19 protein-coding genes and 3 tRNA genes are annotated in these 23,421 nt (G+C 64.7%); 3 read left to right on the plus strand and 19 right to left on the minus strand.

Going from position 1 to position 23,421, the window contains the following annotated elements:
* Positions 1-11: 11 nt before the first annotated feature.
* The 6 genes from clpX to HMPREF1478_RS06250 all read right to left on the minus strand — a co-directional run bounded on the left by clpX (position 12) and on the right by HMPREF1478_RS06250 (position 4,940).
* Complete coding sequence (clpX, locus tag HMPREF1478_RS06225; protein ID WP_016461228.1) at positions 12-1,271, minus strand: ATP-dependent Clp protease ATP-binding subunit ClpX; 1,260 nt, start codon at positions 1,269-1,271, stop codon at positions 12-14.
* Between the two features lie 244 nt (positions 1,272-1,515).
* The gene (locus HMPREF1478_RS06230) at positions 1,516-2,160 is read right to left on the minus strand and encodes an ATP-dependent Clp protease proteolytic subunit (RefSeq protein WP_016461229.1); all 645 of its coding nucleotides are present in this window, start codon (positions 2,158-2,160) and stop codon (positions 1,516-1,518) included.
* Positions 2,160-2,771, minus strand: a complete 612-nt coding sequence (locus HMPREF1478_RS06235) for an ATP-dependent Clp protease proteolytic subunit (protein ID WP_016461230.1) — start codon at positions 2,769-2,771, stop codon at positions 2,160-2,162. The genes HMPREF1478_RS06230 and HMPREF1478_RS06235 overlap by 1 nt, the downstream gene beginning before the upstream one ends.
* A 226-nt stretch (positions 2,772-2,997) precedes the next feature.
* Positions 2,998-4,317, minus strand: a complete 1,320-nt coding sequence (gene tig / locus HMPREF1478_RS06240; RefSeq protein ID WP_016461231.1) for a trigger factor — start codon at positions 4,315-4,317, stop codon at positions 2,998-3,000.
* Positions 4,318-4,533: 216 nt separating this feature from the next.
* Complete coding sequence (locus HMPREF1478_RS06245; protein WP_016461232.1) at positions 4,534-4,815, minus strand: hypothetical protein; 282 nt, start codon at positions 4,813-4,815, stop codon at positions 4,534-4,536.
* A 48-nt stretch (positions 4,816-4,863) separates the two neighbouring features.
* Positions 4,864-4,940: transfer RNA gene (locus HMPREF1478_RS06250), tRNA-Pro, on the minus strand.
* A gap of 98 nt (positions 4,941-5,038) precedes the next feature.
* On the opposite strand from HMPREF1478_RS06250, the gene HMPREF1478_RS06255 reads away from it, so the two are divergent.
* Positions 5,039-5,112 (plus strand) — tRNA-Gly (locus HMPREF1478_RS06255).
* 127 nt (positions 5,113-5,239) lie between these two features.
* Here HMPREF1478_RS06255 and HMPREF1478_RS06260 read toward each other — a convergent pair.
* The 7 genes from HMPREF1478_RS06260 to HMPREF1478_RS06290 all read right to left on the minus strand — a co-directional run bounded on the left by HMPREF1478_RS06260 (position 5,240) and on the right by HMPREF1478_RS06290 (position 12,285).
* Positions 5,240-6,307, minus strand: a complete 1,068-nt coding sequence (locus tag HMPREF1478_RS06260) for an Abi family protein (RefSeq protein ID WP_353579749.1) — start codon at positions 6,305-6,307, stop codon at positions 5,240-5,242.
* The gene (locus HMPREF1478_RS06265; RefSeq protein WP_034475292.1) at positions 6,193-7,308 is read right to left on the minus strand and encodes an IS1249 family transposase; all 1,116 of its coding nucleotides are present in this window, start codon (positions 7,306-7,308) and stop codon (positions 6,193-6,195) included. The genes HMPREF1478_RS06260 and HMPREF1478_RS06265 overlap by 115 nt, the downstream gene beginning before the upstream one ends.
* Positions 7,309-7,800: 492 nt before the next feature.
* Complete coding sequence (locus tag HMPREF1478_RS06270) at positions 7,801-8,859, minus strand: NAD(P)-dependent alcohol dehydrogenase (protein WP_016461235.1); 1,059 nt, start codon at positions 8,857-8,859, stop codon at positions 7,801-7,803.
* An 82-nt stretch (positions 8,860-8,941) separates the two neighbouring features.
* Positions 8,942-9,017, minus strand: a tRNA-His gene (locus HMPREF1478_RS06275).
* 91 nt (positions 9,018-9,108) lie between these two features.
* Positions 9,109-10,026: an ATP-grasp domain-containing protein gene (locus HMPREF1478_RS06280; protein WP_016461236.1), complete on the minus strand. Its 918-nt coding sequence runs from the start codon at positions 10,024-10,026 to the stop codon at positions 9,109-9,111.
* 52 nt (positions 10,027-10,078) lie between these two features.
* Entirely contained in the window at positions 10,079-11,215 is a 1,137-nt protein-coding gene (locus HMPREF1478_RS06285) for a D-alanine--D-alanine ligase family protein (RefSeq protein ID WP_016461237.1), read from the minus strand.
* A 50-nt stretch (positions 11,216-11,265) separates the two neighbouring features.
* Positions 11,266-12,285, minus strand: coding sequence for an NAD(P)H-dependent glycerol-3-phosphate dehydrogenase (locus HMPREF1478_RS06290; RefSeq protein WP_016461238.1), 1,020 nt, complete (start codon positions 12,283-12,285; stop codon positions 11,266-11,268).
* Between the two features lie 64 nt (positions 12,286-12,349).
* Here HMPREF1478_RS06290 and HMPREF1478_RS06295 point away from each other — a divergent pair, with 64 nt between their 5' ends.
* Positions 12,350-12,991, plus strand: coding sequence for an AMIN-like domain-containing (lipo)protein (locus HMPREF1478_RS06295; RefSeq protein ID WP_016461239.1), 642 nt, complete (start codon positions 12,350-12,352; stop codon positions 12,989-12,991).
* Here HMPREF1478_RS06295 and HMPREF1478_RS06300 read toward each other — a convergent pair.
* The 5 genes from HMPREF1478_RS06300 to leuC all read right to left on the minus strand — a co-directional run bounded on the left by HMPREF1478_RS06300 (position 12,988) and on the right by leuC (position 18,278).
* Complete coding sequence (locus tag HMPREF1478_RS06300; protein WP_016461240.1) at positions 12,988-13,761, minus strand: lysophospholipid acyltransferase family protein; 774 nt, start codon at positions 13,759-13,761, stop codon at positions 12,988-12,990. The two genes, HMPREF1478_RS06295 and HMPREF1478_RS06300, sit on opposite strands and share 4 nt — an antisense overlap.
* A 50-nt stretch (positions 13,762-13,811) precedes the next feature.
* Positions 13,812-14,774, minus strand: a complete 963-nt coding sequence (locus HMPREF1478_RS06305; protein WP_034475463.1) for a diacylglycerol/lipid kinase family protein — start codon at positions 14,772-14,774, stop codon at positions 13,812-13,814.
* A 4-nt stretch (positions 14,775-14,778) separates the two neighbouring features.
* Complete coding sequence (gene murA / locus HMPREF1478_RS06310) at positions 14,779-16,104, minus strand: UDP-N-acetylglucosamine 1-carboxyvinyltransferase (RefSeq protein ID WP_016461242.1); 1,326 nt, start codon at positions 16,102-16,104, stop codon at positions 14,779-14,781.
* A gap of 68 nt (positions 16,105-16,172) precedes the next feature.
* A complete protein-coding gene (leuD, locus tag HMPREF1478_RS06315) occupies positions 16,173-16,805 on the minus strand; it encodes a 3-isopropylmalate dehydratase small subunit (RefSeq protein WP_016461243.1) in 633 nt (210 codons plus the stop codon).
* Between the two features lie 72 nt (positions 16,806-16,877).
* Positions 16,878-18,278, minus strand: a complete 1,401-nt coding sequence (leuC, locus tag HMPREF1478_RS06320) for a 3-isopropylmalate dehydratase large subunit (RefSeq protein ID WP_016461244.1) — start codon at positions 18,276-18,278, stop codon at positions 16,878-16,880.
* Between the two features lie 171 nt (positions 18,279-18,449).
* Between leuC and HMPREF1478_RS06325 the strand changes: the two genes are divergently transcribed.
* On the plus strand, positions 18,450-19,187 hold the full coding sequence (locus HMPREF1478_RS06325) for an IclR family transcriptional regulator (protein WP_003793025.1): 738 nt from the start codon (positions 18,450-18,452) through the stop codon (positions 19,185-19,187).
* 82 nt (positions 19,188-19,269) lie between these two features.
* Here the strand turns inward: HMPREF1478_RS06325 and pulA are convergent, their stop codons facing one another.
* Entirely contained in the window at positions 19,270-23,358 is a 4,089-nt protein-coding gene (pulA, locus tag HMPREF1478_RS06330; protein ID WP_016461245.1) for a pullulanase-type alpha-1,6-glucosidase, read from the minus strand.
* Positions 23,359-23,421 lie beyond the last annotated feature (63 nt).

A 23,421-nucleotide genomic window follows, 5' to 3' on the forward strand; every position in this document is an offset into this window, starting at 1 on the left:
AGCGGGCGGGCTCAGGCGCTGCGCTTGCCTTCCGAGGAGCGTTCCGGGTAGAGCTCGGCGGGCCCCACGCCCTCGACCAGGTCGCGGGTGACGACCACGCGGGCGACGTCGTCGCGGCTGGGCAGGTCGAACATGAGGTCCGACAAGGTCTGTTCCATGATCGAGGACAGGCCACGGGCACCCGTCTTCCGCTCGTTGGCGCGCGCAGCGATGGCCAGGAGCGCCTCGTGCGTGAACTCCAGGTCCATGTTGTCCAGCTCGAAGAGGTGCTGGTACTGGCGCACGAGAGAATTCGACGGCTCGGTGAGGACGCGAACGAGGTCCTCCTCCGTCAGTTCCTTCGTGGAGGTCAGGATGGGCAGACGGCCGATGAACTCGGGGATCATGCCGAACTTGTGCAGGTCCTCGGCGGACACGGCCTCGTAAAGGTCACCCATCTCCGAGGCGCTCTTCAGCTCCGAACCGAAGCCCGTCGAACGGCGACCCAGGCGAGCCTTCACGATGTCCTCAATGCCCGCAAAGGCGCCCGCGGCGATGAAGAGAATGCCGGAGGTGTCGATCTCCAGGAACTGCTGGTGAGGGTGCTTGCGCCCACCCGTGGGAGGCACGGACGCGACCGTGCCCTCAATGATCTTCAGGAGGGCCTGCTGCACGCCCTCGCCCGACACGTCGCGGGTGATGGAAGCGTTCTCGGCCTTGCGGCCGATCTTGTCGATCTCGTCGACGTAGATGATGCCCTTCTCGGCCTTCTTAATATCGCCGTCGGCCTCCTGAATGAGGCGCAGGAGGATGTTCTCGACGTCCTCACCCACGTAACCGGCCTCGGTCAGCGCGGTCGCATCCACGATGGCGAAAGGCACGTCAAGGAGGCGGGCCAGGCAGCGCGCGAGGTGAGTCTTACCGGTACCCGTGGGGCCCAGCAGCAGGATGTTGGACTTGGTGCCCAGCATGTCCTCGTTATTGCCAGCCTCGCGCGAGCGCACGCGCTTGTAGTGGTTGTACACGGCGACCGACAGCGCACGCTTCGCGCGGTCCTGTCCAATCACCCACGTGTTCAAGAATTCGTTGATTTCACGCGGCTTAGGAAGCGGCGTCGTCGAAGACGACTGCTGCTGAGCTCCCAGTTCCTCTTCGATGATCTCGTTGCACAGCTCAATGCACTCGTCGCAGATATACGCGCCGGAGCCGCCGATGAGCTTACGCACCTGCTTCTGGCTCTTCCCACAGAAGGAGCACTTGAGCAGTTCCGCGCCATCAGTCAGACGAGCCACGAGACCTCCAAGGTATTGAACGTTTTTCCGTTCGGTCGGATGTGCTTTCGCACTTACTAGCAAATAACGTAGTGCACGCGCTCCAGTTTTCCGCGTAGCCACGCCTATTGTTATGAAAAGTTCACCTCTAGCCGACAATTGTCAGCGTGGCAGAGGCCTGACCAGGCAGATAGCAAGGAGGCCGTGGCACCTACCACACGCTCATGCGCGGGGATGCCACGGCCTCGTCAGTGACGAAAAGGCGTCAGAGAGCCTTGCGGGACTCCAGCACCTGGTCGATCAGGCCGTACTCGGCGGCCTGCGGGGCGGTGAGGATCTTGTCGCGCTCAATGTCGCGGCGCACCTGCTCCACCGGCTTGCCCGAGTGCTTCGAGATCGTGTCCTCGAGCCATACGCGCATGCGGTCGATCTCGTCGGCGACGATCTGAATGTCCGAGGCCTGCCCCTGCATGCCCTCCATCGCCGGCTGGTGGATGAGAACGCGGGCGTTGGGCAGCGCCAGGCGCTTGCCGGGCGAACCGGCGGCCAGCAGCACGGCGGCGGCCGAAGCGGCCTGCCCCAGGCACACCGTCTGAATCTGCGGCTTGATGTACTGCATCGTGTCGTAGATAGCGGTCAGTGCCGTGAAAGAGCCGCCGGGCGAGTTAATGTACATGGTGATCAGCGAATCAGGATCCTGGGATTCCAGGACCAGCAGCTGCGCCATCACGTCATCAGCACTGGCGTCATCCACCTGCACGCCCAGGAACACGATGCGGTCCTCGAACAGCTTCGTGTAGGGGTTCTGGCGACGGAAACCGTAGGCCGTGCGCTCTTCAAAGTCCGGCAGGACGTAGCGAGCCTGCGGCATCTGGCGGGCGATCGCCTCGAAGTAGGGCTGGGTGCTCATCAGTTCTCTCCTCGCGTTCCGATCTCCTGCGGGCTGTCGATCACGCGGTCAACGAAGCCGTACTCGAGGGCTTCCTGCGCCGTGAACCAGTGGTCGCGGTCGCCGTCGGCCTCCACCTGCTCGACGGTCTTACCCGTGCGAGACGCGGTGATCGCCGCGAGTTCCTTCTTCATGCCCAGGATCAGGTCCGCGTTAATGCGGATCTCCGTCGCCGAGCCGCCCGCGCCGCCCAGGGGCTGGTGCAGCAGCACGCGGGTGTGGGGCGTGATGTAACGCTTGCCGGGGGCGCCCGCGGTGAGCAGGAACTGGCCCATCGACGCGGCCAGACCCATGCCGACCGTGACGACGTCCGGCTTGATGTACTGCATCGTGTCGTAGATGGCCATGCCGGCCGTCACCGAACCACCGGGAGAGTTGATGTACAGGTAGATGTCGCGATCCGGATCCTCAGCGGCCAGCAGCAGCAGCTGCGCGCAGATCGCGTTGGCGTTCTCGTCGCGGACTTCGCCGCCCAGCCAAATGATGCGCTCCTTGAGCAGGCGCTGGTAGACCGCGTCCCCCAGTCCCAGCTGCGAGCCATCGCCGGCAGCCCCGGTATTGTGCACGCTCACGCGTACCTCCTCGTCTGTTCGCGGGCCCAGGCGGCCCCATTGATGTCAACCGTACCCGCTGCGTGCCCGCTCGTGCGCGCGCCGGGCCGTCGTTTCGCTGTCGGCACATGCATCCGACACACCCACTCGGTGTATATACGCAACACATGCACTGAGGGGGTGAGGCTCTCGCCCCACCCCCTCAGGTGAGAGTTAGTCACTCGTCAGCGGGTCAGCCCGCCGCAGTTCACTCCTGCTCGTCGGCAACCTCGGTGATGATCTCCGCGCCCTCTTCGGTGGCGGGATCGGTGCCGAAGAACTTGCTCAGGTCCACGTCGGCACCGTTGGTGTCCTTGACGGTGACGACCTTCAGGGCCTCGATGAGGGCCTTGGAGCGACCCAGGTCGGCCACGACGTTGGCCATCTGCTGGGAGGAGGAGAACAGCTGGTTGATGTCGATGCCGAAGTTCTGCGACATCTGGATCGCGTAGTCGATCAGCTCCTGCTGAGAGACCTGCACGTCGAACTTCTTTGCCAGGGCCTCGGAGAGCAGCTCGGTGCGCATTTCCTTCTCGACGGCCTCGCGGGCTTCCTTCTTGGCCTTGGGCTTGGCGTCCTCGCCGACGCGGTGCTCGACCTGGTGGTCGACCGCGGACTCGGGCAGGACGATCTCGACCTTGTCCAGGAGGAGGTCGATGAGGGCGTCGCGCGCGGCGAGGGCCTGCTGGGATTCCTTGGACTGGGCGGCCTGCTTCTTCAGGTCTTCCTTGAGCTCGTCGATGGTGTCGAACTCGGAGACCATCTGAGCGAAGTCGTCGTCAGCCTTGGGCAGCTCGCGGGTCTTCATAGCCTTGATGGTGATGGTCACCTCGGCCTCTTCGCCCTCGTGCTCGCCACCCTTCAGCTTGGAGGTGAAGGTGACCTCTTCGCCGGCCTTGGTGCCGCGCAGGGCGGTGTCCTGGCCGTCGAGCATGGAGCCGGAGCCGATCTCGTAGGAGACGTCGGAGGCGGAGTCAACCTGCTTACCGTCGATGGTGGCAACCAGGTCGATGGTCGCGAAGTCGCCGGTCTTGGCCTTGCGGTTGATGGTCTTGAGGGTGGCGAAGCGGCCACGCAGGTCCTCGAGTTCCTTCTCGACGTCCTCTTCGGTGACCTCGGTGGGCTCGACCTCGACGACGAGCTTCTCGTCGATCTCGGGCAGCTCGAAGGCGGGGACGACGTCAACCTCGGCGGTGAAGACGAGCTGGCCGCCCTGGGCACCGGTCACGTTGGGGATCTCGGTGACGTCGACGGTGGGCTGAGCCATGGGGCGCAGGTCGTTCTCGTTGACGGCGTCGGAGTAGTAGCCGGGCAGGACCTGGTTGACGACCTGCTCGATGACGGCGGCGCGGCCGAAGCGCTGGTCGATGATGCGCGGAGGCACGTGGCCCTTACGGAAGCCGGGGATGTTGACCTGTCCGGCGATCTCCTTGTACGCCTTGTCCATTTCGGACTTCAGTTCCTCGAAGGGAACCTCAACGGTCAGACGAACCTTGGTGGGCTCGAGGGTTTCAACGGTGCTCTTCACGTGCGTACGCTCCGTAGTCTACGAATTCGGGAACGCCCATTTCGGGCGCATAACAACTCGCTTAGTGTACGCCACGACCCCGCTGATGTCCTCATTCGCGGGGCATTAGTGGGCATATCCACCCCTCTTTCGTCGCTCCACGTGCGCAACACCACATACCAGCGGGCTCCGCTCCCCCATTGACGAGGCCGGCACCGCCCACGCTCAAGGGCACGCTCAGGGGGCGAGGTAGTGGGAGCGCCCTCGCACGACGGCGGCCAGGCGGGCGCGGGGCACGTCGGCGACGAGGCGCACGGCGGTGGTGATCTCGCGGTGGATAGCTCGGGCCTCGGCGTCATCTGTTGCGGTGAAGCGCGCGGTGACGCGCGGCTGGCCGGAGGCGATGGCGATGTCCCAGGATTCGAGCCGGGTGACGGATCGTGCGGCGGCCTCGACTTCTTCGGGGGCCCGGCCGGGCGCGAGGGTGGTGACCGTCATGATGGTGCGATAGGACGGCATGGCTACTCCCCTGGTTGGCGTGAAAAACGGCGGCACGCTGGCCGCCGATGGTCGGGGTGACAGGATTTGAACCTGCGACCCTCTGCTCCCAAAGCAGATGCGCTACCAAGCTGCGCTACACCCCGTGGACTACTGTCCGCTGCCCCATCATACGGGAGGAGAGTTTAAATGTCGCGCACGTGGACAATAACCGCTAGGATCTTCGTGTCCCCTCCGGGGGTACGCGGATGTAGCTCAATGGTAGAGCCTCTGCCTTCCAAGCAGATCACGCGGGTTCGATTCCCGTCATCCGCTCCAGCATTGGGAAAGCCCCGGGCCACTCGGCCCGGGGCTTTCGCGTGAGATCCTCACGCTCACGCGGTCTCGGGGAACGTGGAGGTGTCGACGACGTAGCGGTTGCGCTGACACCAGCCCATCACGACGATCACAAGTGTGCGTCGATCAGAACCTCGCGCGACATTTCCCCGTATTTCCTAGGCGTCGCAATGCCGTACGCAAGCAAAGGATTCGCCTGTAGCAAGGGTTCAATGACGGTTCCAAGCCAGTCTTCACGGAGCCCAGCACGAGTCGCTAGATCATGGAGAGCGGCGAGAATCTGATAGGACGAGTGTTTATCGAAGGGGCGATACGTTCGTTGTATCCTGCGCCTGGTGTTCTTCTGCATAGCCGGCTCATCTGTCACAGCTGTATTCCAGAGTCTGCCGTAGTGTGAACACCGATTACGCAAGTACACGAAGGAACGAACTTGTGAGGGAAGGACAGCGCGCGAGGTATTCAGAGACTCTGCCATGTCATCAAGAACTCCAGACTCTCCGGAGGCCGTGATCATGCGAGACAGGCACCCAAAGCTCAGTACCTCCACTGCGACCCATATCGGCATCCTGTCATAGGACGCGGGTAGATACATCGCACCTTCTTTGTTTTCGTCGCGGTAGTGCGCAATAAAAGCATCTGTACTGCGGCCAAGGTCGGACAAAATCCGGTCATCGACACGAGCGATTTTCTCGGATGGCGGAGTCGTGAAGCCAACGCCCCGAGCAAAAGTTCCAACGGGACCGACACGTGTTCCGTAGTGGTAAGCGAACCGCGTTCGTAGGACGATTTCACACGTGGCCAATAGATCTTGACACGCAGTGGCGAGTGCCCGCTCTGCCACATACAGCTGATAAATCCGACTAAAGCTGGTTCCCGGAATGAAGTTGTTGTCACCATACTCTGGGTCCTTCTGCCAGTAACGGAAGTACCCCGAGAGCCTGTAGTAGCTGACACAAGACAAAACCTGAACAGCAGTGCACTCATCCTCGATACACATACCACGCCCCGCGAGCAGTTCCAGCTGATCATCGGGGTTAAAGGACAAAAAGAGTTGGTGGAGGGTTAGTCCCAGTTGTTTCGGTGGGGGCTTGTGTGGTGGAGGTCGTGCCAGGCGATGGCGTCGCCCCATCTGGGGATGACACCGGCTGCGGAGTGTGTGCGCGAGGCGTGTTCCCATTGGGCTTCAATCTGGGTGTCTGTGGGCATGATTTTGAGGATCTGGGCTGGTGGGAGCGGGTTTTCGGTGTGCATGTAGCACCACCAGAAGATCGCTTTGATCCGGCGGGTCAGCCGCATTCCCCGGTGGTCCCGCAACAGTTGACGCAAGGGCGCGTTGGTCGCGCCTTCGATCTGGTTGTTCATCGCCGGCAACGCCCCCTCAAACTGGGGGTCGGTGTAGGTGAACAACACCTCGGCTCCGATGAGCCGATTCACACTGTTGCGGGCCCGCACGAGTCGTTCGTGCGTGTATTCCCACCCGCCATCGTCCCTCTTGGTCTTCTGCGCGAGGAAGCCCTCCCAGCGCTTGCACCAGTCCAAGTAGGTGTCTATCCATGAGGCCGCTTGCTCTCGGTCTTTCACGTGCAAGAGCTGCTTGCCCAAGCCGTACAGTTCCTTGGAGGCTGCAAGCTTGGGGCGAATGGTGGTGGCTTGTTTGATGGTCCCGAACGCGTGGAAGGTGCACCGCTGGACCCGCGTGTTCGGCCAGGCTTTCTTGCGGGCTTTTTCGAAGCCACTGCCCCCATCCGTCACCACCACGTCTGGTGGGGCGATCCGGTTCATGAGCGCTTCCCAGGCGCGCGAGTTCTCACTGCGTGCCACATACCAGCCCAAGATGAAATCCCGGGACTGAGCAATCAATACGACCGCTTTGCGGCCCAGGTGGATCCCGTCAACGAACACGACCTCATGCACCTCATCCACCACCGGAGCAAGAGGCCACACCTCCCACAAACCCTGGCACCGCCGCCGAAACGACCTGCCCCCACCTGGCATATCCGCCTGCCGATTACCGCTGAGCAGCCAGGCAAGAAACTCACCCAGGTGCTTGGCCGAGGTATCAATCCGCTGCACGCCAGTTGAGTGGCACGAGGTGCAATGCCACCTCTGTTTGCCCGATTTCGACAGTCCGTACCGGATCAGCTTCCTGCCACAGGAATCGCATTTCGAGATGTTCACTCACCGAATCTGCCAGTACCAACTTTGACGCCCACTCTCCCGCACCACAAAGCCGAAAAGTCGACATTTCACCAACACATTTTGTCCACCCTCAAAGTTGGCCCCCAACAACTTTGAACCAGACTTTCTCGCACCGCAAAGCCGAAAGGTCGGGCTCAGACCAACTCTTTTTGTCCTTTAACCCGATCATCGAAGCTGAGCCAATCTTTCTGCATCGACAGCATCCTCGCTGATAAAAATGGCCCCGGTCATTTGTGCATTGCTGACGCAAGAGGCCTGACCGGGGATCTGTTACTGCAAGGTTACAACACTCCCCCTCTATGGGCAAGTAGGTGCTGCACGATCTCTGGTTAGCCTCGACACGGTACGAATCAACACCAGAACACAGGTAGATGATACCGACTGGTACAGGATTGTCCGGACAGGGTATCACCAGAGGATGGGAAAGCCCCGGGCCACTCGGCCCGGGGCTTTCCCGTGAGATCCTCACGCTCACGCGGTCTCGGGGAACGTGGAGGTGTCGACGACGTAGCGGTAGCGCACGCGCGAGGCGACGACGTTGTTGTAGGCCTCGGTGATCTCCTCGCCGGTGATCATTTCGACCTGCGGGATGACGCCGTGCTCGGCGCAGAAGTCCAGCATCTCCTGGGTTTCGGCGATGCCGCCGATCTGGGAGCCCGCGAAGGACTTGCCGCCGTTGACGAAGGCGCGCAGCGGCAGGGAGACGGGCTCGGTGGGTAGGCCCACGTCGACGAAGACACCGTAGGGGCGCAGGGCGGCCATGTATCCGGCGTAGTCGAGGCCGTCGGCGGACACGGTGCACAGGATGAGGTCGAAGGATCCACGCAGCGATTCGAGGGTCCCCTCTTCGCTGGTCGCGTAGAAGTGGTCGGCACCGAAGCGGCGGGCGTCGGCTTCCTTGGAGCGGCCGTGAGAGATAACGGAGACGTCCGCGCCCATGGCCTTGGCGATCTGCACGCCCACGTGCCCGAGGCCGCCCATGCCGAGGATAGCCACGCGCGAGCCGGGTCCCACCTGATAGTGCTTGAGCGGGGAGTAGGTGGTGATACCGGCGCACAGGAGGGGCGCGCAAGCCGCAAAGTCCAGTTCGGACGGGATGTGCAGCGCGAAGTCCTCGCGCACGGTGAAGCCGCGCGAGTAGCCGCCGGTCGTCGGGTTTCCGTCGGCGTCGGCGCGGTAGGTCCACAGGGTGCCCGGCGTCGAGGTGCACCACTGCTCGTAGCCGGATTCGCACATCTCGCAGGAGCCGCAGGATCCAACCAGGCAGCCGACGCCCACGCGGTCCCCCACCTTGAACTTGGTGACGCCGGGGCCGACCTTGGCGACGGTGCCGACGAACTCGTGGCCGGGCACGAGGGGGTAGACGACGGGACCCCACTCGCCGCGGGCAGAGTGAATATCGGAGTGGCAGATGCCCGCATAGGCGACATCGAAGTAGATCTCACCCTCGCCGGGCTCGCGAATGTCGATCTGCAGGGGGTGGAACTGGGTGGTGGCATCGTCGCATCCATAGGCGATCACGCGGGGCATGACAACTCCTTTGTCCGGTCAAATGAGGATGCTACAAGCATACAGCAGAAACAAAAACCCCGGCGCACTAGCGCCGGGGCAATGGGGTGGCTGACGGGACTCGAACCCGCGACGTCCTGGACCACAACCAGGTGCTCTACCAACTGAACTACAGCCACCATCGTGTCGCCATGAAGGCAACGGGTAGAGCTTAGCACTACCCATCCGAGATTGAAAACTCGAGCACTACCCTCACGGCGGTGGCGTGCGTCACCAGTGGGCGCGAGCGGAGATTGCGTCGGCGAAATTACCGAGCGCGTGGGGGGTGGCACCCAGGTACAGGTCCGCGTCCACGAGGGAGACCTCCATGACCAGGAAGGAGCCCTTACCGTCGGGAACCAGGTCCACGCGGTTGAACAGGAACTGCTCATCATGGCCCAGGCGGGAGCGCACGTAGCCGTGCAGGACGCGGCGAATTTCCTCGCCCCACTGCCACGCGACCGAGTCAGCGGCTTCGGCGGTCACCACGGCCTCGTGCATCTCCGGGTTGGTGACGGAGGCAGGGTGCAGGGCCGAGCGCTTCTCGACGGCGTGGGAGACCAGTCCGTTGAAGAAGACGAGCGAGATCTCGCCGTGCAGGTCGATTTCCTCAACATAGCGCTGGAGCATGACCGAGCGGCCGTTGCCCAGCAGCCCCTGCACCTGGCGCATGGCGGCCTGGCGCTGGCGCGTGTCCACGGTCGTGTAGCGGCCGATGTCGCGCACGCCGGAGGAGACCGCGGGCTTGACGACGAACTCGCCGAAAGCCGGGAAACGCGTGTGGATCTGGTGCTTGGAGAGCTTCTGCTCGGGCTCGAGCCAATTCGTGGGAATCGTCGGCATACCGAGAGCTGCCAGATCCCTCAGGTAGTGCTTATCCGTGTTCCAGTTGAGCACGTCCTTGGAGTTCTGCACGCGGGTCAGCTGACGGGTCCACTCGAGGAAGGCCTGGCGGTCGGAGGCATAGTCGGACACCGAACGCACGACGACCATGCCGGCCTCGGACCAGTCGACGTCGGGATCGTTCCACACCTTGATCTGGGGGTCGCAACCGCGCGACGCCAGCTCATCGAGCAGGCCCTCCTCGCCGGGGAACAGGTGGGGCATGGACGAGCAGGTCACCAGGGTGACTTTGGGGTGAGCCGTCATAGTTATCTTTCTATCGTGGGGTGAAGGAATTAACGAGGCGATGGCTGGGAACTCAGCGCAAGCCGAGCGGGCGCTGCGCGGCCTCGGTGAGAAGTTCGCTGAGCAGGTCCGGGTAGGACAGGCCTGCGGCAGCCCACATCTGCGGGTACATCGAGATGGGGGTGAAACCGGGCATCGTGTTCACTTCGTTGATGATGACGGTGTCGGTGGCCTCGTCGAGGAAGAAGTCGACGCGCGCCAGGCCCTCACATTCGAGCGCATCGAAGGCACGCCACGCGGTTTCACGGATGCGATCGGCGTACTCGTCAGACACGTTCGCCGGGCAGGACAGGCCCACGACATCGTCGACGTACTTGTGCTCGTAGTCGTAGAACTCGCCCTCGGGGATGACGATTTCACCCAGGGGCGCGGTGCCGCTACGCCAGTCGGAGCGCGATCCGAGGACACCGCACTCGACCTCGCGGCCGGAGATGGAGGCCTCGACGATGATGCGCGGGTCGTGGTTCGCAGCCTCCTTGATGGCCACGGGCAGGTCCTCGCGGCAGGTGACGCGCGAGATACCGACCGACGAGCCGGCGCGGCATGGCTTGACGAAGACGGGGAATCCGAGGCGCTCGATGCGGTCCATGCACGCGGAGGCGTCAGCCTCCCACTGACGAGCCGTGATCAGCTCCCAGTGGCCCACGTCAATACCGGCAGCCGCGAGCACGGTCTTGGTCAGGTGCTTGTCCATCGACACCGCCGAGGAGGTCACGCCGCAGCCCACGTAGCGCACACCGGCCATCTCGAAGAGGCCCTGGATGGTGCCGTCCTCGCCGTAGGGGCCGTGCAGAAGCGGGAAGACAATGTCCACGTGACCCAAATCCTCCACGCTGACGACACGCGAATCCGGCGCGTCCGGGTCGCCCTCGTACGTGAGCTCGACGAGGTTGCCCTCGCCCGGGGTCAGGGCCACACGGGTGGATCCAGCGGTGACGGACTGACCCTTCCCGTCCTTGAATTCCAGCGCCGACGGGTCGTCAGCGACGCGCACCCACTGGCCGTCACGCGTGATGCCCAGCGGGATGACATCCCACTTGGTGCGGTCAATGGCGGTGAGGATGCCGGCGGCGGTCGAGCAGGAGATTTCGTGCTCGGAGGAGCGTCCACCAAAAACGATGAGGACACGAGGACGAGAAATTGCAGTCATGGGTCCAAGACTACCGCGCGGAAGGCATCTGTCGCCCGCGTGCACACCGTTCAGACGAGCTCGATTTTCCAGCCGTCCATCTTTTGCGGGCGTGCCAGCAGCATACGGCCCATGTCCTCGATGCTCGCCCGCCCCTCAACAACCTCGACGACGGCACCCGTGATCGGCATGTCGACTCCCACGGAGGCGGCGACCTGCAGGATCGGGGCGGCCGAGGCAACGCCCTCGACGACGCCCGGGGACAACGCCAGGGCCTCGGCCAGGCCCATGCCGGAGCCGAGGCGGTGGCCGAGAGAGAAGTTACGCGAGAGCCGCGATGAACACGTGGCGACGAGGTCGCCGATGCCGGACAGGCCCGCGAAGGTCGCGGGGTCCGCGCCGAGTGCGGTACCCAGTCGCGTCATCTCGGCCAGGCCGCGGGTGATGAGGGTCGAGCGCGTGTTAATACCGAGCCCCATGCCCTCGGCCGCGCCGATAGCGACAGCGATGACGTTCTTGGTAGCGCCCGCCATCTCGGTGCCCACAACGTCGGTGGACACGTAGGGGCGGAAGTAGGAGTTGTGGCAGGCCTTCGCGATCTCCTTGGCGAGCTCCACGTCTGACGCCGCGACGACCGTCGCCGTGGGCTGACGCTCCGCAATCTCGCGCGACAGATTCGGGCCAGACAGGACCGCGATGCGAGAGGCTGGCACGCCCGAGGCCTCGGCGATAATCTCGTCGACGCGCTTGAGGGAGCCGAGCTCGAGGCCCTTGGCCAGGGACAGTAGGGCGACGCCGGGCGCAAAAGCCTCGCGGGCGGCACTCAGGGTGGCGCGCACGGCCTTGACGGGCACGGCGACGACGACGAGCTCACGCCCGGCCACGGCCTCGGTAATCTCGGCGGTCGCACTGATGCGATCCGACAGCGCGATGCCCGGCAGGTACGTCGGGTTCTCTCCCCCGTTGATGAACGAGATGGTGTCGGCGTTGCGCCCCCACATGGTCACGTCCACACCCGCGTCGGCGAGCACCTGCGCGAACGTCGTGCCCCATGCGCCCGTTCCCAGAACGGCTGCTGTTGCCAAAGTCATCGAGACCTCCTTGTCAGGGCCATTCTACTAGGATTGAATCAACCGACTGTTACCAGGAGGAACTGTGTCTCACCGCCGATCTCTCGCCGCGAGCGCAGTCGCCTGTGCGCTCTTACTCGGCGCATGCACACCCGGGGCCCGCACGAACGCGCCTCAGTCAGCTCCGGCCTCGTCGGGTGCCTCCCACTCCCCCGCTGCGTCTGCGTCCACGTCCGCGAGCGAGGCTCCCGCTGCTGAGCCGGGGCTTGACAGCACGAGGCCGATCAACGCCGACAACTGGATGTCGAGTGTGGAGGGGTTGCCGCCGGTGCGCTCGGATGATCCGGCCAAGGCCCTGGCGCTCACGGGGATCCGCGCGGCGGCCCACGAGGGGTTCACGCGCGTCGTCCTGGAATTTTCGGGCGAGGGAACGCCGGGGGTATGGAGTGCGGCCTGGGCGGATGAGGCCGTCGAACAGGGCCGAGGCCTGCCCATCCAGGTAGAGGGAGGAGCGGTCCTGGATCTGGTCATCGACGGCACCCCCATGACGGCCTCCAACACCGCCTACCCGAGCGGGACGCATACGCGCGCCGGGGACCTTGATATCGTCTCGGACGGCTCCTTCGAGGACAACACGCACGTCGTCATCGGCGCGCCGACCGCGCGCGAGTTCCAGATTGGGTTCCTATCCAATCCGGTGCGCATGGTGATCGATATCCGCGATTAGCCCTTCTTGCGGGCTTTCTTCGCTTTCTTTGCCTTTTTGGCGAGTTCTTCCTCCCACCAGGGTCCGGCCTGCGTGGCGGGGTCCCAAACCTTCTCGGGAACGGGCAGACCACGCAGCTTGCCCACGCCCGCACGCACGGCGTCGCTGATGCGCTTGGTCGCCTCGTTGACGGCCTCGTGGTCCTCGGAGCCGGCGGGGCTCATCAGGTCGGAGAGGTCGACCGGCTCACCGAAGTGGTAGGAAACGGGCCGACCCGGGCGCATGTCGATGCCCTTGGCGTTGTAGGGGGCCATGATGTCCTGCGGTCCCCACTGCGAGACGGGGATGACAGGCACGCCCGTGTCGAGGGCCAGGCGGGCGGCGCCGGACTTGAACTCCATCGGCCACTGGTCGGGGTCGCGCGTGAGCGTGCCTTCGGGGAAGATGCCGACGACCTCACCGGCTTTCAAGGCCTCGCGAGTGGGGGCTAGGACGGCGGAGGGGTTGGAGTCGCGGTTAACGGGGATCAGTCCCATTCCCTTGATGATCCAGCCGAACACGGGCACGGAGAACATCGACTTTTTCGCCAGGAAGCGCACGGCGGTGTCGCGCTTCATGAAGTACCAGCACAGGCACAGCGGGTCGACGTTGGACAGGTGGTTGGGGACCAGGAGAAAGCCGCCCTCGGCGGGAAGATTCTCTTCACCGCTCACGGTGAACTTGATCCAGGGCGTCATGATGGGCGTCAGTACGCCCTTCGCGAAGGTGTAAAAGCCGGAGACAGCACTCATGGCTTCATTCTACGGGGACCACTCCACCGGCGCGCACGCCCGCATCGACCTCACACGAGGACGGAAACAACTCCTGGAGCGACGTCCACGGTAAAGGGAATCGAGGCGACGCGATCCCCATCTGCCATGGCGATGGTTCCAGCCGGCGCAGCGAAAGAAACAACACGCGCGCTCTCCACTTCAATGGCGGGATGCGTCTTCGCCCGTCCGGCGACAACGCTGGCAAGCACCGGCAGAGCGCGAGACATAGGCAGGGGCCCCACGTGGCACACCTCGAGAATGCCGTCGTTCATGTCGGAGGAATCCACCAGGGTGATACCGCCGCCGAAACGCCCGGAATTCGACACCGACGCGATCCAGCCGCTCATGTTGCGCTCGCGCCCATCCACGGTCGCCACAATGTCGGTGGGTTCGTGCGAGGCCAGTGCTGCGAACGCCCCGTAGCCGTAGGCCAGCGGTCCAGACGTCAGCGAGGACTCGTTGGCGAGAATATTCGCGCGAGCATCCAGACCGATCGAGACGACGCCGAGGGCGAGGCGCACGCCCTCACGCGAACGCACCCACATACCGTCCAGGGGACGCACCCGGGAGGTCAGGGAATCGGAGGAGAGCGCCCCGGCCTCGTCGGACGTCAAGCCGAGGCGCGCCAGGGAGCGTGCGCGGGCCAGCGGATCCGTGCCGATTCCCAGCGCGCGGCACAGGTCGTTGCCGCGCCCGCCCGGGAGGGGAGCGAAAATCGCGTCGGACTCGTGGCACCCGCGCGCAACCGCGCTCAGGTAGCCGTCCCCACCCAAGGCCGCGACGATCGAACCCGCCACAACCCCACCGGCGATCGCCGCCGGGTCGTCGCCGGGAGTCGTCAGGCGAACCGCGACCTCCCAGCCGCCGCCGCGCAGGATGCGCACGATGCGCGGGCCCAGGCGCACGCTGCGCCCGCCCGCCGACATCGACGAGACCAGCAACAAAATGCTGCGTCGCGCGCCCGATGCGCCCGATGCGCCCGATGCGCCCATGATCTCAGGCGTCCAGGTAACGCACGCGCGCATCCAGCTGATGGAGCTTGCGCGTGAAGTGCTCGTAGCCGCGCGAAATCACGTCGATACCCGACACGGTGGACGTGCCCGTCGCGGTCAGGGCCGCAATCAGGTGCGAGAAACCGCCGCGCAGATCCGGAACCTCAATATCCGCGCTGTGCAGCGGGGTCGGACCCGAGATGACGGCCGAGTGGTAGTAGTTCTTCTGACCGAAACGGCAGGGGGTCCCACCCAGGCACTCGCGGTAGACCTGAATGTTCGCACCCATCTTGCGCAGCGCCTCGGTGAAACCGAAACGGTTCTCGTACACGGTCTCGTGCACGATCGATAGGCCCTCGGCCTGGGTGAGCGCCACGACGAGGGGCTGCTGCCAGTCCGTCATGAAGCCCGGGTGCACGGCGGTCTCCAGGGCGATCGAGTGCAGCGGCTCACCCGGGTGGTAGAAGCGAATGCCATCAGCGTCGATGTCGAAGGCGCCGCCCACCTTGCGGAAGGTGTTGAGGAACGTCGTCATGTCGGGCTGGTGAGCACCGCGCACGTAGATGTCGCCGCGGGTAGCCAGGGCAGCCGCGGCCCACGAGGCGGCCTCGATACGATCCGGCAGGGCCGTGTGACGGTAGCCGGTCAGCTTCGCCACGCCCTCGATACGGATGGTGCGGTCCGTGTCCACCGAGATGATCGCGCCCATCTTCTGCAGGACGTTGATAAGGTCGAGGATCTCCGGCTCGATGGCCGCGCCCTTCAGCGTCGTGATGCCCTCGTTGCGCACGGCCGTGAGCAGGGTCTGCTCGGTCGCGCCCACCGACGGGAACGGCAGCTCGATGATCGCGCCGTGCAGGCCGGAAGCGGGACGCTTGATGTGCACGCCGTCGGGCTGCTTGTCCACGATCGCGCCGAACTTGCGCAGCGTCTCCAGGTGGAAGTCGATGGGACGCCCACCAATTGCGCATCCACCCAGCTCGGGGATGAAGGCCTCGCCCAGCTGGTGCAGCAGCGGGCCGCAAAACAGAATCGGAATGCGCGAAGCACCCGCGAGCGTGTCGATATCCGAGCGCGAAGCGATCTTGACGTTCGAGGGGTCCATGCGCAGCGTGCCACGGTCCTGATCGAAGTCAATCTGGACGCCGTGCAGGCTCAGCAGGTCCGAGACCACGTCCGTGTCGCGGATCAGCGGCACGTTGTAGAGCTCGGAAGGGGTATCGGCGAGCAGCGACGCAACCATCGCCTTGGGGACGAAGTTTTTCGCGCCGCGCACCGTGATCTCACCGCGCAGCGGATGGCCGCCCTCAACCTGAAGGATCGATGACATGAGTGCTCCTCACTATGACGTAACTGGCCCCTACTCTAGCTAGGTAGGGGCCAGTATGCGCAGTGCGTTCAGTCGCGAGCGGACACGACGTCTTCCTTGGGCAGGAATTTCGCCGGCAGCGTGCGCGGCTTGAAGGAGGGGCGCGCCGCTTCGTAAGCCGCGATCTCGTCCTCGTGGCGCAAGGTCAGGGCGATGTCGTCCAGTCCCTCCATGAGGGTCCAGCGCACGTAGTCGTCGATCTGGAAGGTGCCCGAGATCGCACCGGCGCGCCAGGTCTTGTCTTCGAGGGAGACGGTGACCTCGGTACCGGGCTCAGCCTCGAGAAGCTTCCACAGGGACTCGCAGTCCTCCTGGGAAATGATGCCGGTGACCAGGCCCTGCTTGCCGGAGTTTCCGCGGAAAATATCGGCAAACTTGGGGGCCAGGACGACGCGGAAGCCGTAGTCCTTGAGCGCCCACACGGCGTGCTCACGCGAGGAGCCGGTGCCGAAGTCAGGTCCGGCAATGAGGACGGATCCATTCTTGTAGGCGTCCTGGTTGAGGACGAACTCCGGGTCGCCACGCCAGGCGGCGAAGAGAGCGTCCTCGAAGCCCGTGCGGGTCACGCGCTTGAGGTAGACGGCGGGGATGATCTGGTCGGTGTCGACGTTGGAGCGGCGCAGCGGGACGCCGATGCCGGTGTGGGTGATGAACTTTTCCATGGGTGGTTGAGTCTTTTCTTCCGTGGGGGACGAGGCCGGGGCCCTCCCCCGCTGTCGGGTGGCGGAGGGGCGTCAGAGGTCGGCCGGGGAGGACAGGGTGCCTCGTACGGCGGTGGCGGCCGCGACGAGCGGGGACACCAGGTGCGTGCGGCTGCCCTTGCCCTGACGGCCTTCAAAATTGCGGTTGGAGGTCGAGGCCGAACGGTCTCCCGCGTTCATCGTGTCGGGGTTCATGCCCAGGCACATGGAGCAACCGGCGTTGCGCCATTCGGCGCCGAAGTCGGTGAAGATCTTGTCGAGGCCCTCGGCCTCGGCCTGCAGGCGCACGCGGGCAGAGCCGGGCACGACCATGACGCGCACTCCATCGGCCTTGCGGCGGCCCTTGACGACGCTGGCGGCGGCGCGCAAGTCTTCGATGCGCCCGTTCGTGCAGCTGCCGATGAAGACCGTGTTCACGGCGATCTCGCGCATCGGGGTGCCGGCCTTGAGGTCCATGTATTCGAGGGCACGCTCGGCGGCCGCGCGGGCCGTCTCGTCGGTGAAGTCCTCGGGGGCGGGGACGGTGGCCGAGAGCGGCACGCCCTGGCCGGGGTTGGTGCCCCAGGTGACGAAGGGCTCGATGTCGGCAGCCTCGAGAATGACCTCGGCGTCGAAGACAGCGTCCTCATCGGAGGCGAGGGAGGACCAGTATTCGACAGCGCGATCCCAGTCCTCACCCTCGGGGGCGTGGGGGCGGCCCTTGATGTAGTCGAAGGTCGTCTGATCGGGGGCGATCATGCCGGCGCGGGCACCGGCCTCGATCGACATGTTGCAAATCGTCATGCGGCCCTCCATGGAGAGCTCGCGGATCGCCTGACCGCGGTATTCCAGGACGTAACCCTGGCCGCCACCGGTGCCGATCTTAGCGATGACAGCGAGGATGATGTCCTTGGCCGTCGATCCCTCAGGCAGGGAGCCGTTGACGGTAATCGCCATGGTCTTAAAGGGGGCCATCGGCAGGGTCTGGGTGGCGAGCACGTGCTCAACCTGGCTGGTGCCGATGCCGAAGGCCAGTGCACCGAACGCGCCGTGCGTGGAGGTGTGGGAGTCGCCGCACACGATGGTCATGCCGGGCTGGGTCAGGCCCAGCTGAGGGCCGACGACGTGAACGATGCCCTGGTCGGCGTCACCCAGGGAATGCAGGCGAATACCGAACTCCTCGGCATTCTTGCGCAGGGTGTCGATCTGGGTGCGGCTCGTGATGTCTGCGATGGGCAGGTCGATGTTGACCGTGGGCGTGTTGTGATCCTCGGTCGCAATCGTCAGATCGGGGCGGCGAACCTGTCGTCCGGCGAGGCGCAGGCCCTCGAATGCCTGGGGGCTCGTCACTTCGTGCACGAGGTGGAGGTCGATGTAGAGCAGGTCGGGGGCACCGTTCTCCCCCTTGGACACGATGTGGTCTCGCCACACCTTTTCTGCCATGGTTCCGCTCATTGTTCCTCCTCTGGCCTCCACTTTGGAGACACGGTGTCATTCATACTTCGCAACCTATGGAACCGCCTTATCCGCCATGCGACCCGCTGATCTCACGTCTCGGACGCACCTTTGACCTGTTTCACTATCCGGCAATTTGCTATCTCAAAAGCTGAGATATTAAATAGTTGTATGGAAGAGCAAACATCCAGTGGCGTTGGCGTTCTTGACAAGGCTGCGCTGGTTCTCAGCGCTCTTGAAGCAGGACCCGCCACCCTCGCCCAACTCGTTTCCAGTACGGGGCTCGCACGCCCCACCGCCCACCGACTGGCCGTTGCCCTCGAATACCACCGCATGGTCGCCCGCGACATGCAGGGACGTTTTATCCTCGGCCCCCGCCTCCAGGAGCTCTCCTCCGCCGCCGGCGAAGACCGCCTCCTCCAGGCATCCATGCCGGTCCTCCAGGCGCTGCGCGACCACACGAAGGAATCCTCCCAGCTCTTCCGCCGCCAGGGGGATTACCGCGTGTGCGTGGCCGCGTCCGAACGCGAGATGGGCCTGCGCGACTCGATCCCCGTGGGTGCCACGCTCTCCATGAGCGCAGGCTCCGCCGCTCAGGTTCTGCTGGCCTGGGAAGAGCCCGACCGCCTCCACCGCGGCCTATACGGTGCGTCTTTCAACGCCACCATGCTCTCCGAGGTGCGCCGCCGCGGCTGGGCACAGTCCGTGGGCGAGCGCGAGCCGGGCGTCGCCTCCGTGTCCGCCCCCGTTCGCGGCCCGTCCGGCCGCGTCCTCGCAGCCCTGTCGATCTCCGGCCCCATCGAGCGCATGGGTCGCCAGCCCGGACGCCAGCACGGCCCCTCCGTCATGGCGGCCGCCAACAGGCTCACGGAGTTCCTCTCCACCGTCGAAGACGCCGCTGACCTGTAAGCCGTAATCGCAAACAACAGAAACGGGTGGGCCGGGACGATTGAATCGTCCCGGCCCCCCCCGCCGTTTCAGGGTTCTCCCGCTACGCGACCCAGCGACCAGAACGGTCGAAGGTGTAGGCCGTGCCGCCGATGACGACACGCCCGGTCGCCATGGCGCCCGACGCCTGGCAGAAGTACCAGCTGTCGCCGTCCTTGACCCATCCGATCGCCATCTGGCCCGACTCCGTCAGGTAGTACCAGGAGCCGCCCACGGCAGCCCAACCGGTGGCCATCGTGCCGTTACCGTTCAGGTAGTACCAGGCGCCACCCAGGTTCACCCAGCCGGTGGCCATCGAACCGTTGCCATTCAGGTAGTACCAGATGTTGCCATCCTTGAGCCAGCCGGTTTCCATGGCCCCGGTATCGGGATCCAGGTAGTACCAGGTGCCGCCCACGGCAGCCCAGCCGGTCGCCATCGCGCCGGACGGGGCGTAGTAGCGCCATGCGCGGTCCTCGAGCTGCCAGCCGGTCTTCATCCAGCCGCTGGCATCGAAGGAGTAGGTCACGCCACCGCGCACGACGCGCTCGTTCGCGGGGTAGCTTCCGTCCGTGTAGCGCAGCCACCAGCGGCCGTCACCGGAGGCGACCCACTGGGCAGTCTCCGGGTCCGGAGCCGGGTTGGCGTTCGGATCGATGCGGTCGCCCGCCGCCTGCGTGAAGACGGCAACCGTGCGAGCCGGAACCGTCACGGAACCCGTCTTCGCGTCGAAGGAGGACTCCTTAACGACCGCGTCAGAGCCATTCGCCTGAGCCTCGTGCAGCTTGAAGACGCGCCCTGCCAGGCCATCAACAGCCGTCGTCATGTTCTTATCCGTCGCGTTGAAGACGACGAGAGCACCGTCGAGCGCTGCGTCAACGTCGCTGCCCGCCCCGGCCTCGTCGTTGATGAGCATGACGATCGTCCCGTCCACGGCGCCCTCACCCGAGTTCGGGAAGGTCACCTTGGAGCGAATCAGGTCGGCGCTGCCCAGCGTGAACAGGCGCGAGGAGGAACGCACACGCAGGAAGTCCATCGCGATCTCCGAGGAGGTGTCGATCTGCTCCGAGCTCGGCTTCAGATCGGGATTCTCCAGCAGCGGACGCATGTGATCCCAGGCCGCACCGTTCTTGGACTTCACGGGCAGACCACGACCAAAGCCGTTGTCACGCATGGACCAATCGATCGCGTTGAAGTGATCGCCTGAGTTGTAGGAGTCGCGGTCCAGGGACTTCGAACGCAGCATCTCCGTACCCGATGCCCAGAAGGAGGGCGACTGAGACAGGGCCACGGAGGCCTGGCTGATCAGCGACATGCGCACGCGGTTCTCCATCGGGGCGTCCGCGGGCATCTTGTAGGTGACCAGGTCGAAAAGCGTCTCGTTGTCGTGAGCATCCACGTAGTTGACGTTCTCGGCAGGCTGGGAGGCAAACCCCGCGCCCTGACCGTTGTAGTCCAGCTGGGCGCCCGAGACGGTCTTGCCGTCGTAGGTGGTCAACGTGTAGTCCTTCAGGTTGCCCGCCAGGCCCAGCTTCACCAGGTCCACGCGGTGCAGGTAGTCGGCGCGACGCTCCGCCTCCGAGCGGGTGTCGAGGCCGTTGAAGTCCGAGAACGCGCCCGAACCGAAGCCCTGGAAGACGCGGTGATCCTCGTCGAAGGGACCGCCGCCGTGCACGGCATCGCGCAGACGGTCGTTGAACGCGCCGATACCGGTGCCGTCCAGCTGGCCCTGGGTGGCCTGGGTGAACAGCGCGTTGTTCGCGACCTCACCGAAGTTCCAGCCCTCGCCGTAGATGTACAGGCGCGACCCGTCCACACCGTCCTTCTCGAGCGTCAGGGACTTCAGGGCCTCCTTCGCGCGCTTCATCTCAGCGGCCGGGTGGTGCCCCATGAGATCGAAGCGGAAGCCATCGACGTGGTAGTACTTCGCCCAGTGGATCATCGAATCGATCATGAGGTGCTCGCTCATCGCATTCTCGGTCGCGACGTTCGAGCAGCAGGTCGAGGTCTCAACGCCACCAGAGGCGTTGAGGCGCTGGTAGTAGCCGGGCACGACTCGGTCAAGCACGGAGCTGGCCGACTGTCCCGCCGCGGGCGTGTGGTTGTACACCTGGTCGAGGACCACCTGCATGCCGATCGAGTGCAGCCCGCCCACCATGGAGCGGAATTCACGCACGCGCGCGCCACCGTTTTGATGCGAGGACGTCGCGTAGGAGCCCTCGGGGGCCATCCAGTGCAGCGGGTCGTAACCCCAGTTGTAGGCATCCTGGTCCGCCACTGCGGACACCGCGGCCTGCTGTTCCTCGGACGCCGGGCCGGCATCCTCGGGGATTGCGGGCGTCTTCTGCTCGGCGCGCTTCTCGGGGATCGTCGCGATGTCGAAGGTGGGCAGCAGGTGCACCGTGTTCATGCCGGCGCGGGCCAGCTCGTCCAGGTGACGCATGCCGTTGGATTCGAACTGCGTGAAGGCCATGTAGGTGCCGCGCATGTACTCGGGCACCGAGGTGTCGGCAGCGGAGAAGTCGCGCACGTGCAGCTCGTAGATCGAGCGCTGGGCGTCGTCCTGAATGACGGGTGCCTTCGAGTTCGTCCACACGGTGGGTGCAATCGAGGGGTTGTTCATGTTGACGGCGACCGAGCGGGTCGAGTCAACGGTCAGGCTCACCGAGTAGGGGTCGGTCACGAGGTTCTTCTCCACCTTGCCCGTTTCGGGCACGTAGACGCTCACCTCCCACAGGTACTGCGCGCCCTCGTGGATCTCGCCCGCGGCGTTGTTCACGCTCCAACGCCCGTCGTCGCCGCGCACAGCTTCGGTGCGCAGACCATCACCCTGGATATCAGCGTCGGATCCGCTCGGCGTCGAGGTGTTCCACGACACCAGCGCCACGCTCTTCGCCGTGGGAGCCCACAGCGCGAACGTCGGGTTGCCCGCCTCGTTCCAATTCACGCCGTACGAGGCCTGGGTGGCCGCCGCCGCGTACAGGGAGTCGAGGACAGGAGCGATCTGCACGCCGGTAAAAGCGTTGACGCTCTCCCCCGACTTCTGGGCGACCGCGATCTGACCGGTGAGGGCCTCGCGAGCCACGGCCTCGTCGATGGGTGCCTTCAGCGCGATGTAGCCGTTGAGATTGGGATGCGCCGTCGTCACTTCAGCGGGCAGATCGCCTGCCACGGTCAGGGCGGTCGTCGTCGCACCAGTGACCACGCCGTCCGACAGACCTGCGCCGCCCTCGGGGGCAGTCACCAGTTCGTAGGACAGCTTCGCAGAACCGTCCAGCACCTGCGCGCGCGTCACGCCCTCGGGAAGCAGGGAGGTCGGCCACGCGAGAATGTTCGAGGTCACCCAGTAGGCGCGCTGCTCACCATTGCCGGCGACCGGAGCATCAGCGCTGGCAATAGCAACCTTGTGCGTCGAAGAATCGTAGGTGAAGGTCACGAGCTTGTTCGCTTTCGTTGCAAACTGATAGTTGGCGCCGCCGACGGCGCCGTCCTGCCCGTAATTCTCGTTGTCGGATCCGCCGATGGCAACCTTGAACTCGTAGTCACCTTCAGGCAACGCGGTGGTGGAATACGTGTATGTGCCATCGCCCGTCGGCTCCAACAGAGGCGCCAGGCACTGAGCCTGCCAGTTGTCCGAACAGCCGAGCGCCTTCTGGAACGTACCGGGCAGCGTCACCGTCTGATCGGTCGCCGTATTCCACACGCGGTGCGTCGCACGGTCGTAATAGAAGGTCACAGACGTCGTTTCATTGAGCGTGTAGGAGATGTTCGCTCCCCCCGCAGCTCCGCCGACTCCGAAGGCCGTATCCCAGGAGCCGCCCTCGGCGACCTTGTATTGGTAGTCACCGGCGGGCAGCGTGAACGTCGCACTGTAGACGCCGGTCGCGTCACGCGTGAGCGCGGCCTTGGCGCAGTCTGGCGCCCAATCGGCGTCGCATCCCATCGCCTTGTTATGGCTGCCGGGGATTGTCACCAGGACGTCCGCGCTCGTTTGCGCACCTCCCGCATCGGCGGTAGTCGCCACACTGCCCTGGTTTGACGCATCCGTCTCAGGGGCAGCCGACGCGGCTGGCACAACACCCCCCATCACAGCAATTGCAGCGCCAACGCCCAGCGCTCGGCGCAGCGTCGTCCTGTTGAGTCGGTATGTCACGACAGACTCCCTCGTCTAAAAGCGGTCCCCTCCCATGGGGGCTGATTCTAGGTTAGACACACT

This window comes from Actinomyces sp. HPA0247, from assembly GCA_000411415.1.
Lineage (GTDB): Bacteria > Actinomycetota > Actinomycetes > Actinomycetales > Actinomycetaceae > Pauljensenia.

Coding starts and splice junctions, on each gene's coding strand:
- HMPREF1478_RS06230 (WP_016461229.1), bottom strand. CDS start 2,160: ATGAGCACCCAGCCCTACTTCGAGGCGATCGCCCGCCAGATGCCGCAG.
- HMPREF1478_RS06245 (WP_016461232.1), bottom strand. CDS start 4,815: ATGCCGTCCTATCGCACCATCATGACGGTCACCACCCTCGCGCCCGGC.
- HMPREF1478_RS06260 (WP_353579749.1), bottom strand. CDS start 6,307: ATGGGAACACGCCTCGCGCACACACTCCGCAGCCGGTGTCATCCCCAG.
- HMPREF1478_RS06270 (WP_016461235.1), bottom strand. CDS start 8,859: ATGCCCCGCGTGATCGCCTATGGATGCGACGATGCCACCACCCAGTTC.
- HMPREF1478_RS06280 (WP_016461236.1), bottom strand. CDS start 10,026: ATGACGGCTCACCCCAAAGTCACCCTGGTGACCTGCTCGTCCATGCCC.
- HMPREF1478_RS06285 (WP_016461237.1), bottom strand. CDS start 11,215: ATGACTGCAATTTCTCGTCCTCGTGTCCTCATCGTTTTTGGTGGACGC.
- HMPREF1478_RS06290 (WP_016461238.1), bottom strand. CDS start 12,285: ATGACTTTGGCAACAGCAGCCGTTCTGGGAACGGGCGCATGGGGCACG.
- HMPREF1478_RS06300 (WP_016461240.1), bottom strand. CDS start 13,761: ATGAGTGCTGTCTCCGGCTTTTACACCTTCGCGAAGGGCGTACTGACG.
- HMPREF1478_RS06305 (WP_034475463.1), bottom strand. CDS start 14,774: ATGGGCGCATCGGGCGCATCGGGCGCATCGGGCGCGCGACGCAGCATT.
- murA (WP_016461242.1), bottom strand. CDS start 16,104: ATGTCATCGATCCTTCAGGTTGAGGGCGGCCATCCGCTGCGCGGTGAG.
- leuD (WP_016461243.1), bottom strand. CDS start 16,805: ATGGAAAAGTTCATCACCCACACCGGCATCGGCGTCCCGCTGCGCCGC.
- leuC (WP_016461244.1), bottom strand. CDS start 18,278: ATGAGCGGAACCATGGCAGAAAAGGTGTGGCGAGACCACATCGTGTCC.
- HMPREF1478_RS06325 (WP_003793025.1), top strand. CDS start 18,450: ATGGAAGAGCAAACATCCAGTGGCGTTGGCGTTCTTGACAAGGCTGCG.